The sequence below is a fragment of the Anoxybacillus ayderensis genome (genome assembly GCF_013761015.1).
In the GTDB taxonomy this organism is placed as follows: Bacteria; Bacillota; Bacilli; order Bacillales; family Anoxybacillaceae; genus Anoxybacillus; species Anoxybacillus ayderensis.
Window position 1 is genome coordinate 324977 of record NZ_JACDUV010000001.1, and the last position, 12947, is coordinate 337923.

Annotated in this window: 17 protein-coding genes; all 17 read left to right on the plus strand. The window is 44.3% G+C overall.

What is annotated here, in order from left to right; translation table 11 throughout:
- Window positions 1-49 precede the first annotated feature (49 nt).
- The 17 genes from HNR63_RS01595 to HNR63_RS01675 all read left to right on the plus strand — a co-directional run bounded on the left by HNR63_RS01595 (window position 50) and on the right by HNR63_RS01675 (window position 12899).
- Entirely contained in the window at window positions 50-379 is a 330-nt protein-coding gene (locus tag HNR63_RS01595; RefSeq protein WP_181519595.1) for a magnetosome magnetite crystal formation protein family, read from the plus strand.
- Window positions 376-573, plus strand: coding sequence for a PspC domain-containing protein (locus HNR63_RS01600; protein ID WP_181519596.1), 198 nt, complete (start codon window positions 376-378; stop codon window positions 571-573). Before HNR63_RS01595 ends, HNR63_RS01600 begins: the two co-directional genes overlap by 4 nt.
- Complete coding sequence (locus tag HNR63_RS01605) at window positions 570-914, plus strand: phage holin family protein (RefSeq protein WP_042535042.1); 345 nt, start codon at window positions 570-572, stop codon at window positions 912-914. The genes HNR63_RS01600 and HNR63_RS01605 overlap by 4 nt, the downstream gene beginning before the upstream one ends.
- Before the next feature lie 79 nt (window positions 915-993).
- Window positions 994-1929, plus strand: coding sequence for an HPr(Ser) kinase/phosphatase (gene hprK, locus HNR63_RS01610; RefSeq protein ID WP_021093714.1), 936 nt, complete (start codon window positions 994-996; stop codon window positions 1927-1929).
- Between the two features lie 14 nt (window positions 1930-1943).
- Entirely contained in the window at window positions 1944-2753 is an 810-nt protein-coding gene (gene lgt / locus HNR63_RS01615) for a prolipoprotein diacylglyceryl transferase (RefSeq protein WP_035062833.1), read from the plus strand.
- A gap of 13 nt (window positions 2754-2766) precedes the next feature.
- Entirely contained in the window at window positions 2767-3702 is a 936-nt protein-coding gene (locus tag HNR63_RS01620; protein ID WP_181519597.1) for a nucleoside recognition domain-containing protein, read from the plus strand.
- Window positions 3692-4348, plus strand: coding sequence for a pyrophosphatase PpaX (ppaX, locus tag HNR63_RS01625; RefSeq protein ID WP_085787800.1), 657 nt, complete (start codon window positions 3692-3694; stop codon window positions 4346-4348). Before HNR63_RS01620 ends, ppaX begins: the two co-directional genes overlap by 11 nt.
- On the plus strand, window positions 4335-4823 hold the full coding sequence (locus HNR63_RS01630) for an acyltransferase (RefSeq protein ID WP_021093710.1): 489 nt from the start codon (window positions 4335-4337) through the stop codon (window positions 4821-4823). Before ppaX ends, HNR63_RS01630 begins: the two co-directional genes overlap by 14 nt.
- Before the next feature lie 152 nt (window positions 4824-4975).
- Window positions 4976-6154, plus strand: coding sequence for an ATP phosphoribosyltransferase regulatory subunit (locus HNR63_RS01635; RefSeq protein WP_181519598.1), 1179 nt, complete (start codon window positions 4976-4978; stop codon window positions 6152-6154).
- Entirely contained in the window at window positions 6154-6795 is a 642-nt protein-coding gene (gene hisG / locus HNR63_RS01640) for an ATP phosphoribosyltransferase (RefSeq protein WP_165551134.1), read from the plus strand. Before HNR63_RS01635 ends, hisG begins: the two co-directional genes overlap by 1 nt.
- Window positions 6785-8062: a histidinol dehydrogenase gene (gene hisD / locus HNR63_RS01645; protein ID WP_181519599.1), complete on the plus strand. Its 1278-nt coding sequence runs from the start codon at window positions 6785-6787 to the stop codon at window positions 8060-8062. Before hisG ends, hisD begins: the two co-directional genes overlap by 11 nt.
- Window positions 8059-8646 (plus strand): imidazoleglycerol-phosphate dehydratase HisB, encoded by a 588-nt coding sequence (hisB, locus tag HNR63_RS01650; protein WP_181519600.1) that lies wholly within the window; start codon window positions 8059-8061, stop codon window positions 8644-8646. Before hisD ends, hisB begins: the two co-directional genes overlap by 4 nt.
- The gene (gene hisH / locus HNR63_RS01655; protein WP_181519601.1) at window positions 8647-9279 is read left to right on the plus strand and encodes an imidazole glycerol phosphate synthase subunit HisH; all 633 of its coding nucleotides are present in this window, start codon (window positions 8647-8649) and stop codon (window positions 9277-9279) included.
- The gene (gene hisA / locus HNR63_RS01660) at window positions 9279-10007 is read left to right on the plus strand and encodes a 1-(5-phosphoribosyl)-5-[(5-phosphoribosylamino)methylideneamino]imidazole-4-carboxamide isomerase (RefSeq protein ID WP_181519602.1); all 729 of its coding nucleotides are present in this window, start codon (window positions 9279-9281) and stop codon (window positions 10005-10007) included. Before hisH ends, hisA begins: the two co-directional genes overlap by 1 nt.
- Complete coding sequence (gene hisF, locus HNR63_RS01665; RefSeq protein WP_021093703.1) at window positions 10004-10762, plus strand: imidazole glycerol phosphate synthase subunit HisF; 759 nt, start codon at window positions 10004-10006, stop codon at window positions 10760-10762. The genes hisA and hisF overlap by 4 nt, the downstream gene beginning before the upstream one ends.
- Window positions 10759-11373 carry a bifunctional phosphoribosyl-AMP cyclohydrolase/phosphoribosyl-ATP diphosphatase HisIE gene (hisIE, locus tag HNR63_RS01670; protein ID WP_181519603.1) on the plus strand — a complete coding sequence of 205 codons (615 nt, stop codon included), beginning with the start codon at window positions 10759-10761 and terminating at the stop codon, window positions 11371-11373. The genes hisF and hisIE overlap by 4 nt, the downstream gene beginning before the upstream one ends.
- Before the next feature lie 83 nt (window positions 11374-11456).
- Window positions 11457-12899 carry a tetratricopeptide repeat protein gene (locus HNR63_RS01675; protein ID WP_181519604.1) on the plus strand — a complete coding sequence of 481 codons (1443 nt, stop codon included), beginning with the start codon at window positions 11457-11459 and terminating at the stop codon, window positions 12897-12899.
- Window positions 12900-12947 lie beyond the last annotated feature (48 nt).

Consider the following 12947-nt stretch of genomic DNA (forward strand, 5'->3'; position numbering starts at 1 on the left):
TCTTTTCCATCAATCGTATATATAAGTAAAGGGAAAGGGGAAGATATGGATGGAAGGAAATAAATTGCTTGCGGCGTTATGTTATTTCAGTGTGTTTTTTGCTCCGTTTTTATTTCCGATTATCGTTTATTTTGTCACGAAACATGAACGAGTAAAAGAGCATGCGAAAAAATCATTATTGTCTCATCTCATCCCTATTGCGATTGTCATGATAGCTTTTGGATTGTTTTTTATATTCACAATCGTTGGGGTGGACGGATGGATCGGCCTTCCGTTTATCGGGATCGTTGTTGGCGGCATTGTACATGTGATTGTCATTGTTTGGAATGTTATAAAAGGTATACAAGTGATACAGGAATCGGGAGGGATATATGAATGAAAAAGCTTGTGCGGCTTCGTCATGATCGTATGGTTGCGGGCGTGTTGAGCGGATTAGCAGCTTATATGGACATGGATGCAACCGTCGTTCGTTTATTGTTTGTCGCGTTATTATTGATTACCGGCGTCATGCCATTTGCGATTTTATATGCGCTTGCAGTGTTAATTATTCCAAGTGAGGAGAACGTTGTATGAGATGGGTGGCACATATCGCAATTAACGCTGTTTTATTGCTGGCGCTAGCCGGATATTTTGACTCCATTTATTTATCAGGCGTTGGGGCAGCGCTCGTTGCCAGTGTCCTTTTGTCTTTTCTCAATACGTTCGTTCGACCGCTACTTGTTTTACTAACGCTTCCTGTCACTGTATTGACGTTTGGATTGTTTTTGTTCGTCATTAACGCAATCACATTAGCGATGACAGCATGGCTTATGGGAAGTTCGTTTCAAATTGGCGGCTTTCGTACCGCATTATTTGCATCGCTTGCTATTTCTTTATTTCACTTAATCATTGAGTCGGTGAGAAAAGAAAAGTAAAACGTTCCGCTTCGTGCGTGAGCGTTTTTATTTTTACGTGAAAGTGTTACAATGAGAAAAGGAAGAAGGAGGGATTCATATGCCGAAAGTGCGGACAAAAGATTTAATTGATGAGTTTCAATTTGAACTTGTGAGCGGGGCGGAAGGGATTCATCGCCCGATTACAACGAGTGATTTATCTCGTCCGGGCATTGAAATGGCCGGCTATTTTGCATATTACCCAGCGGAACGTGTACAATTGCTCGGTATGACAGAACTATCGTTTTTTGAACGATTAACACCTGTAGAAAAGCGATTGCGCATGGAAAAGTTATGTACCGATATTACTCCTGCAATTATCGTTTCACGCGGATTAGAAGTGCCAAAAGAACTGATTGAAGCATCAGAGAAAAAAGAAGTGCCGGTGATGCGTTCAACGATGAAGACGACGCGGCTTGCTAGCCGTCTGACAAACTATTTAGAAAGTAAGTTAGCACCGACGACAGCTGTGCACGGTGTGCTCGTCGATGTGTACGGTGTCGGCGTGCTCATTACAGGGAAAAGCGGTGTCGGAAAGAGTGAAACGGCGCTTGAGCTCGTGAAGCGCGGACATCGCCTCGTGGCAGATGATTGCGTCGAAATTCGCCAAGAAGATGAAAACTTATTGATTGGAAGCGCACCAGAGCTGATTGAACATTTACTTGAAATTCGCGGACTTGGCATCATTAACGTCATGACGCTATTTGGAGCAGGAGCGGTGCGCCCGCATAAACGTATTTCGCTCATCATTGATTTAGAATTATGGGATCCAAACAAACAATACGATCGTCTCGGTCTTGAAGAAGAAAAGGTAAAAATTATTGATACGGAAGTGACGAAATTGACGATCCCTGTTCGCCCGGGACGAAATTTAGCGGTCATTATTGAAGTGGCGGCGATGAATTTCCGTCTAAAACGGATGGGCGTGAATGCGGCGGAAGAATTTTCTGCTCGTCTGGCGGATGCGATTGGCGATGCGGAACATGATTATGAATGAGAGGATGAGTAGGAATGTTCATGCATATTGAACCGCTCGATCGCGTTTTTTTCCAGCTCGGTCCAATTACAATTTACTGGTACGGCGTCATTATTGCGACGGGTGTATTGCTTGGACTTTGGCTAGCTACGCGAGAAAGCGAGCGGTTAGGTATACGAAAAGAAACGTTTGTTGATCTTGTATTAATTGCTGTGCCGATTGCGATTTTATGCGCACGTGCGTATTACGTTATTTTTCAATGGGACTACTATTCCAAACATATAAGTGAAATTCCGCAAATTTGGCACGGTGGCTTGGCCATTCATGGCGGTTTAATTGGTGCAATTGTGACAGGTGTCATTTTTGCGAAAAAGCGAAAATTGTCGTTTTGGAAATTAGCTGATATTGCAGCCCCGAGCATTATTTTAGGGCAGGCGATCGGACGTTGGGGCAACTTTATGAATCAAGAGGCGCACGGTGGGCCGGTGTCGCGTGCGTTTTTAGAAAGTTTACATTTGCCAGATTGGATCATTAATCAAATGTACATACAAGGGCAATATTATCATCCGACATTTTTATATGAATCATTATGGAACATGCTCGGTTTCCTCCTTTTGCTTGCGTTGCGGAGAAGAAATTTAAGGCGGGGGGAGTTATTTTTCACGTACATCATTTGGTATTCAATCGGGCGCTTTTTCATTGAAGGATTGCGGACGGATAGTTTAATGTTGACAGAAACGATTCGTATGGCGCAGTTTATTTCACTGTTGCTTATTGCATTTGCGGTTGGAATGATCGTTTTGCGCCGCATGCGCGGCTTAGCAAACGAGCGGTACAACGATTAAGGGGGAGAGCGGCATGTTTCAAAGGGGTTTGTTTGTTGGATTGAAAACGACATGGACGCTCGGAAAAGTCATTTTTCCGATTACCGTCATTGTGACATTGCTACAATATTCCCCCGTTTTACCTTGGGTGACAAACATGTTGACGCCGATAATGCGTTGGATCGGTTTACCGGGGGATGCTGCACTCGTTTTAGTGCTCGGCAATTTTTTAAATTTATACGCTGGCATTGGTGCGATGTTAACGATGGATTTGACAGTGAAAGAAGTGTTTATTTTGGCTGTCATGTTGTCGTTTTCGCACAATATGCTCGTTGAGTCTGCCGTTGCCGCGCAAGTAGGTGTTCGTGTTTGGTGGACGGTTGTGGTTCGCGTCGGGTTAGCGTTTAGTGCTGCTTGGCTCATTCACGTCATATGGGACGGCGGACAACAAATGGCGAAATATGGACTTGTACCGCAGGCTTCAACAACGCCGAATACGTGGGGAGAAATCGTTTGGATAGGAGTGGAAAGAGCGTTATACGGCATTGGACAGCTTGCGTTGATCATTATTCCATTGATGATTGCCATTCAAGTGTTAAAAGAATTAAAGTGGCTTGATACGTTTTCGAAATGGTTATCTCCGTTTGCGCGCTTACTCGGCATTCGTGAAAATGCATCGCTGACGATGGCGGCAGGTTTATTGTTCGGGCTCGCTTATGGCGCGGGCGTGATGATTCAAGCGGTAAAAGAAGATGGAGTGTCTAAAAAAGATTTAACGTTAACGTTTTTATTTTTAGTGGCGTGCCATGCGGTTGTAGAAGATACGTTATTGTTTGTGCCGCTTGGCATTCCCGTCTGGCCACTTCTTGTCATTCGGCTCGTCACAGCTATTTTATTAACGGCTGCACTTAGTTTTATTTGGAATCAAATCGAACATCGAAAAAGAAAGGAAGCAACGTATGAATATTAATACGATTTTGTTTGACTTAGATGGAACGCTTATTAATACGAATGACTTAATTATTGAGTCATTTTTGCATACGCTCAACCACTACTATCCAAATCAATATACGCGCGAAGATGTGCTCGCTTTTATTGGTCCGCCGTTGCGTGATACGTTTGAAGCAATCGATCCAGAGCGCGTCGATGAAATGATTGAAACGTATCGGGCGTTTAACCATGCCCATCATGATGCTTTAGTGAAAGAATATGAAACGGTATATGATACGGTACAAACGTTACACGAACAAGGGTTTAAACTCGGCATTGTGACGACGAAAATTCGTCATACGGTCAATATGGGATTGAAGTTAACAAAGTTAGATTCGTTTTTCGAATGCATTATTACGCTTGATGACGTTGAACATGCGAAACCGCATCCGGAACCGATTGAAAAAGCGCTCGCTTGTTTACAAGCGAAGCCGGAAGAAACGTTAATGGTTGGGGATAATCACCATGACATTTTAGCAGGAAAACATGCGGGGACAAAAACGGCAGGGGTGGCTTGGACGATTAAAGGACGCGAGCATTTGGCTAAATACGAGCCGGATTTTATGCTTGAGAAAATGAGCGATTTGCTAAGTATTTTAGGGGTGACTGGCGTTGAGAAAAACTGAACGCCATGCTGTACAGGGGGCAAACTCCTTATGGCAGCTATATCGAACCGTTTCATTTTGGAAAGTATTGAAAAATGTCATCGTCATTTTGATCGGGCGGTATACTCCTTTTTTTCCGCTGAAAAACTGGTTGTATCGCACGTTTTTACGCATGGAAATCGGCGAACATACAGCGCTCGCGTTCATGGTGATGCCAGATATTTTGTTCCCAGAAAAAATTCGCATTGGCAATAACACAATTATTGGCTATAATACGACAATTTTAGCGCATGAATATTTAGTGAACGAGTATCGGCTTGGGGACGTCATCATCGGCAACGATGTCATGATTGGAGCCAATACAACCATTTTGCCGGGTGTCACGATCGGGGATCGTGCCGTTGTTTCCGCAGGCACGCTCGTACATCGCGATGTGCCGGCTGGCGCATTTGTTGGCGGCAATCCGATGCAAATCATTCGTCTTAGCGAACGCTAAGGCGTTTTTTTATTAAATAGAAAGGATTCAAATCGAAAAACATCGAATGAGTTTGTAGTTGACGAAACGAAAAACGGAGAGTAAACTACAAATAACAGGCTTTACTTTGCTAATATATTAGCGAACTAAAGTAAAAGAAGGACGGGAAGAAAATGAGAGTATTTATGTTTGAGAAGCCGCTCGGCATGCGGGATACGTTGCCGGATGTATATAAAACAAAACGTCTGTTGCGCGAAGCGATGATGGCAGAAATCGAAACGTGGGGGTATTCGTTTATTGAAACGCCGACGTTAGAATATGACGAAACGGTTGGAAAGGCATCGGCTATTTTAGATCAGCAACTATTTAAGCTGCTTGATCGTGAAGGACATACGCTCGTATTGCGTCCAGATATGACTGCCCCCATCGCTCGTTTAGCGGCATCGAAGTTATATGAGGAAGGTTGCCCGCTCCGTTTAGCGTATGCAGCAAATGTATTTCGCGCTCAACAGCGGGAAGGAGGACGACCGGCAGAGTTTGAGCAAGTAGGTGTGGAATACATCGGAGACGGCACGATGTATGCCGATGCGGAAGTCATTAGTTTAATGATTTTTGCGTTAAAGCGGGCAGGGCTACGTGACTTTACGGTAACGATTGGTCATATTGGTTACGTTGATGCGTTGTTTTTTGATATTTTGCGTCAAGAACAACGAGTAGAAACGTTACGTCGCTTTTTATATGAAAAAAATTATGTCGGTTATCGAGAGCATGTCAAGTCATTGCCGCTTTCTTCGATTGATCGCGATCGCCTTTTACGCCTTTTAACATTACGAGGTGGAAAGGAAGTCGTTGCAGAAGGAAAAGCATATGCGACGACAGAAGCGGAGCGACGCGCTCTTGATGAATTAGAACAATTATGGACGTATGTTGACCAATATGGCGTTACCGATATGGTGAAATTAGATATGAGCTTAGTGAGTCATATGAGCTACTATACTGGTGTTCTTTTTGAAGTGTACGCCAAAAACGTTGGATTTTTACTTGGAAATGGTGGACGATACGATGAATTGCTAGCGAAATTTCATCGTCCATCACCTGCGACTGGCTTTAGCGTGCGACTCGATCGTCTGATGGAAGCGATTGGGGAGCAACAGCGTGGAGAAAAAACGACGTGCATTATTTTTAGTCAAGAACGTTTCACTGAGGCATATGCGAAAGCAACGGAGATGAGGCGAAAAGGAGAAAACGTTGTATTGCAGCACATCGCAGGTATTCAAAATATGGATCAATTTACTGCATCGTTTGATGATGTCGTGTACGTATTAGGGAAGCGCGGAAAGGATGAACAATGATGCTGACGGTTGCGATGCCAAAAGGACGTATTTTTACTGAGGCGCTCGTATTGTTAAAACGAGCGGGATATGACATTCCTGATGATTTAGAACATTCACGAAAATTGATGATTGACGTGCCGAACGAGCAGCTGCGCTTTATTTTAGCAAAGCCAATGGACGTAGTGACATATGTGGAACACGGGGTTGCCGATGTCGGCATTGCTGGGAAAGATGTGCTTCTTGAGGAAGAGCGTGATGTGTATGAAATGTTAGATTTGCGCATTAGCCCTTGTTATTTGGCGGTGGCAGGGCTACCGAACACGCGCGTTCATCCGATCGCCCCGAGAGTCGCAACAAAGTATCCAAATATCGCATCGACATATTTTCGTGAACAAGGGGAACAAGTGGAAATTATTAAACTAAATGGTTCTGTTGAATTAGCACCGCTCATCGGTTTAGCGGAACGAATTGTCGACATTGTTTCGACAGGGCGAACATTAAAAGAAAATGGGCTCATTGAGCTTGAACGAATTGTTCATGTAACGTCGCGTTTTATTGTCAATCCAGTAAGTTATCGTATGCAAGATCGGGCGATTGAACATATGGTTGATCGTTTAACATATGCGATTGAGAAAGCGGGGGAGAGCAATGAGAATTGAACGTGTACAAGGGACGGTTTCGCTTCGGCGGACGATTGAAAGCGGAACGGAAGAACAAAGACAAGCGGTGAAGCGAATTATTGATGAGGTGCGAAATAACGGAGATGCCGCGCTAAAAAAATATACGGAAATGTTTGACGGCATTTCACTTGATACGCTAGCGGTTACGCAAGAAGAAATTGAAGAAGCATATTGGCTCATTGATGAAGAAATTGTTCATATTATTCGCGAAGCGGCACAAAACATTCGCGAATATCACGAGCGGCAACGCGCGACGTCATGGTTTATGACGCGCGAAGATGGAACGATTCTCGGACAAAAAGTAACTCCGCTTGATGCGGTCGGTTTATATGTGCCGGGCGGAACAGCGGCTTATCCGTCATCGGTACTGATGAATGTCATTCCTGCGCAAGTGGCTGGAGTAAAGCGTATCGTCATCGTTTCCCCGCCAAATGAGCGTGGAACGTTGCCGGCAGCTGTACTTGTTGCGGCGTGTGAGCTCGGCGTTCAAGAAATATATAAAGTTGGTGGCGCTCAAGCGATTGCCGCATTAGCGTACGGCACGGAGACGATTGAGCCGGTCGATAAAATTTTTGGACCTGGAAACATTTATGTCGCACTCGCGAAAAGGGAAGTGTTCGGCCAAGTGGATATTGATATGATTGCGGGACCGAGTGAAATTGTTGTGCTAGCGGATGAGACGGCAAAGCCGAATGAAATTGCGGCGGATTTATTATCGCAGGCGGAACATGATGAACGGGCGGTTAGCATATTTGTTACACCGTCTTTACAGCTTGCGCTAAAAGTAGAAGAAGAAGTCGAAAAGCAATTAGCTACCCTCCCGCGAAAAAACATCGCACAAAAAGCGATTCGCGATTATGGTGTCATTTATGTGACCGATACAATGAAGCAAGCGATCGATGTCGTAAACGAATTAGCGCCAGAACATTTAGAAATTATGACGGCCGAGCCGTTTGAGCAATTAAGTGACATTCGACATGCAGGTGCGATATTTTTAGGCCCATACAGCTCTGAACCGGTTGGGGATTATTTTGCGGGAACGAATCATGTATTACCGACAAACGGGACCGCCCGTTTTTCGTCTGGGCTAACAGTCGATGCATTTATGAAAAAATCAAGCATCGTTTTTTATAGCGAGCAAGCATGGCAACAACATGTAGAAAAAATTGCAGCGTTTGCACGGTTAGAGGGGCTTGAAGCACATGCGCGAGCAGTAGAGGAACGGTTGAAAAGGAGAGAAAAATGATGCGAACAGCGACAGTCAAACGAGTGACAAATGAAACACAAATTGAGCTTACGTTTGCGATTGATGGGGAAGGAAAAACAGAGTTAGAAACAGGGGTACCGTTTTTAACACATATGCTTGATTTATTTACAAAGCATGGACATTTTAATTTGTCTGTTCATGCGAAAGGGGATACGCACATTGACGATCATCATACGACAGAAGATATCGGCATTTGTTTAGGGCAAGCGATTCGAGAAGCGCTCGGTGATAAAAAAGGGATCAAACGATACGGAAATGCGTTCGTTCCGATGGACGATGCGCTTGCCCAAGTCGTGATTGATGTAAGCAATCGTCCACATCTCGAGTTTCGCGGTCAGTTTCCAAGTGAAAAAGTAGGGACGTTTGATGTCGAGCTTGTGCACGAATTTTTATGGAAGTTAGCATTAGAAGCACGAATGAATGTACACGTCATCATTCATTACGGTCGCAATACGCACCATATGATTGAAGCAGTATTTAAAGCGCTCGCTCGTGCACTCGATGAGGCAACGATGATCGATCCGCGCGTAAAATCGGTACCGTCGACGAAAGGGATGTTGTAAATGATCGGCATCATTGATTATGGAATGGGAAATTTATATAGCGTCAGTAAAGCGTTAGAAAGGCTAAACGTACCGTATATTGTTGAAAGTGATCAAGATCAATTGCGCCAAGCAGATGGCTTCATTTTACCGGGTGTTGGATCATTTAAAGATGCGATGCACATTTTAGCAGAAACGAAGCTTGATTCGTTTATTCACGAACAAGTAGCGAAAGGAAAGCCGATTCTCGGCATTTGTTTAGGCATGCAACTGTTGTTTGAAGAAAGCGAAGAAAATGGTTTGACGTCTGGGTTAAAGTTGCTTCCAGGCCGCGTCGTTCGTTTTAGCGGTATGACAAAAGAGGGAAAACGGTATAAAGTGCCACATATGGGATGGAATGAGCTCGTTTTTCATCAACGATCCCCGCTTTTTGATGGTGTTGAGCGAGGGCACGTATATTTCGTTCATTCGTATTATGTGCAAACGAATGAACCAACGGTTGTGTTAGCTAGCGCCCAATATGATGTGGAAGTTCCTGCAGTTGTTGGACGTGGCACAATATTTGGTACACAATTTCATCCAGAGAAAAGCGGAACGCTCGGTATGCGTCTATTGCAAAACTATGCGAGGATTGTAGAAAGGGAGAGGGGCTAATGTTTACTATTTATCCAGCGATCGATATGCGCGGTGGGAAGTGCGTTCGCCTTATACAAGGAGATTACAGTCAAGAAACGGTATACGGTCATTCCCCGGTTGAAATGGCTCGTTCGTTCGTTTCGCAAGGTGCGACATGGATTCATATGGTCGATTTAGATGGGGCGAAAGAAGGTAGACGAGTCAACGATGCGTTCGTCGTTGAAGTAGCAAAGACGCTTGGGGTGAACGTTCAGGTTGGTGGTGGCATTCGCACGGAAGAAGATGTCGCATATTATTTAGAGCGAGGTGTGGCGCGCGTCATTTTAGGGAGCGCAGCCATTTCAAATCCTCCATTTGTAAAAGCGATGCTTCGCACATACGGTGAGCGCATTGTCATCGGCATTGATGCGAAAAATGGGTTTGTTGCGACAGAAGGATGGACGCATACATCAACAATCGAAGCTGTTGAGCTTGGCAAACAGCTTGCGGAAGCTGGGGCGGAAACGTTTATTTTTACTGATATTGCGACAGATGGAATGTTATCAGGACCAAATATCGACGCCGTCGTTCGGCTAGCGAAAGAAACAAACAAACGTGTCATTGCCTCCGGAGGCATTCGCTCGCTTGATGATTTATGCTCCTTAAAACAATTTGAAAACGATGGAGTATGCGGAGCGATTGTGGGCAAAGCGTTATATACAAATCAGTTTACAGTCGCTGAGGCGTTAAAGGCGGTGGGGAAATGATTACAAAGCGCATTATCCCTTGTTTAGATGTGAAAGATGGTCGCGTCGTGAAAGGTGTGCAATTTGTTTCCTTGCGCGATGCGGGAGATCCGGTTGAGCTTGCGCGCGTATACGATGAACAAGGGGCGGACGAGCTTGTTTTTTTAGATATTTCTGCGTCACACGAAGGTCGAAAAACGATGGTAGACGTCGTGCGCCGTGTTGCTGCTCAGCTTGCGATTCCGTTTACTGTCGGAGGCGGAATTCGCACATTAGAAGATATGAAAACGATTTTGCGTGCGGGTGCGGACAAAGTGTCTGTCAATACATCGGCATTGTTGCGCCCCGAGCTTATTACAGAAGGAGCGCAATTTTTTGGTTCGCAATGTATTGTTGTGGCAATTGACGCAAAGTATGATTCAACGATGCAGTCGTGGCGCGTCTATACGCATGGCGGTCGACGCCCAACAGATTGGGAAGTCGTTGACTGGGCGAAAGAGGCTGTGAAGCGCGGGGCAGGAGAAATTTTATTAACAAGCATGGATCGCGATGGCGGAAAAGATGGATTTGATTTAGAGTTAACGAAACGAGTAAGTGAAGCGGTGCCCGTCCCTGTCATTGCATCGGGAGGAGCAGGGTGCGCTCAACATTTTGTTGATGTGTTTCAAATGGCTCAAGCGGATGCGGCATTAGCAGCCTCGATTTTTCATTATAAAGAAACGTCTGTCCAACAAGTGAAACAGTACGTGCGCGAAAAGGGGGTAAACGTTCGATGAATATTCGATTTAATGAGCAAGGGCTTGTGCCGGCCATCGTACAAGATGCGCACAGTAAAGAAGTGCTGACATTAGCATATATGAACGAGCAATCGCTACAAAAAACGTTAGAAACGAAAGAAACATGGTTTTACAGTCGCTCGCGGCAAGAGCTATGGCATAAAGGGGAAACGTCCGGAAACGTACAAAAAGTGGTTGACATTCGCTACGACTGCGATGCAGACGCACTTCTTATTCTTGTTGAACCAAAAGGACCGGCATGCCATACGGGAGAATATTCTTGTTTTCATCATCGGTTGCAAGATGAAAAGCCTGTTGCTAAACCAGATCGTTTTGCAGTGCTAAATGTGTTAGAATCGGTCATTGCGGAGCGTGAAGCGAGGCGTCCTGAAGGATCGTACACAACATATTTATTTGAAAAAGGAATCGATAAAATCGCAAAAAAAGTTGGGGAAGAAGCAGCAGAAGTCATTATTGCGGCAAAAAACCGTTCAAAAGAAGAACTGCGATGGGAAGTAGCCGATTTATTGTATCATTTGCTCGTTTTGTTGCGTGAACAGCGCGTGTCGCTCGATGATGTGCTTTCTGTATTAGCGGAGCGTCATCGGTAACGCTTTTTCGCCCATCCATGTTGTTCTGGAGCGAAAATGTGGTATACTTTCTTTCGGTGAAAGAAATCAACATGGAGGGTTCGATGGAAAAACATTTGCAAAAACGTGTCGGAAAAGTCATTCCGTTTATTCAAGACGGTACGTACTTTTTTAATAAAGGATTAGCATGTTATCGTCGCCGTGATTTGCATAAAGCGAAAGCATATTTGCAACGGGCGGTACAACTCGAGCCAGAACAAAGCACATTTGCATGTCAATTGGCGATTGTATTGTCAGAATTGGGGGAATATGCGCAATCGAACGAATGGTTATTGCGCGTCATTGAACGTGATGATGATTTAACGGAATGCTTTTATTTTTTAGCAAACAACTATGCCCACTTAGGGTTATTTGGCGAGGCGGCGAAGTATGCTGAACAATATATGGAGCGCGAGCCAGACGGGGAATTTGCGGAATATACGCTCGATTTATTAGATATTTTAACGATTGAACAAGATGATGATGAGTGGCTCAATTATGACGAGATGTTAATAAAACAAGAACGGGCTCGTTCGCTCCTTGAAAAAGGCGAATTTCAGGAAGCGATTGCTTTGTTTGAAGAAATGATTGAACAACATCCAGAAAATTGGGCCGCTTACAACAATTTAGCGCTCGCTTATTTTTATCAAGGCAATGTCGGGAAGGCACGGCAAACGATCGAATACATTTTAAAGCAAAATCCAGGAAATTTACATGCGCTTTGCAATGATGCGGTGTTTTCGTATTATTTACAGGAACAGGAGCGATTGTTTTTACTCACTCATTCGTTGCAAAACGTATATCCGATTTCACTTGAGCACCGTTATAAGCTTGGAGTGACGTTTGCGATTGTTGGACGCTATGACTTAGCTTTTCAATGGTTCCGTCAATTACAACGGCGCGGCTTTGAAGGAGATGCACCGTTTTATTATTGGTATGCATATGCTGCATATCATATGGGATATCGCACGTTAGCGGAGTCGATGTGGCAAAAATTAATTGCGCTTCATCCAGATAAAAAAGGAAGCGAGCCTTGGCGCTATCGTGAACAGACGATTGAGCATATTCAATCGCTATTTGAAAAGCAAGATATAGCTTCTTCATTTTATGCGCTATATTTAATCAGCAAATCGTTTGTAGCAGACGATTGTCCGTTTCCGAAGCAATCGTGGTCTCATTCGTTTTTACAGCAGTGGAGCGATTATGTATATGGAAATGAATTTCAAAAACCTATGGTAGATGCGCACCGCATTGTCACGTTACTTGTTCAACATAACGGTTTTGAATACGAGCCTTTATATATTGCTTGGTTTTCTTTTTTTGTTCAGGCGATGAGGGAAATCGATTCATTTTCCAATCACGAGGCATGGGCAGCGGCATTTGAATATATGTTTCGTAAACATCGTGGTGAGCGTGTGACGCAGCGCATGCTTGGAGAGCGTTACGGGGTGTCAGTAGCAACGGTTGGAAAGTATGCGAAAATCATTAAACAACAGTGGCACGAATGAGCAAGTTAATAGACCCTTTTGCTTTGTTGTATTACGATAGAGATAGGA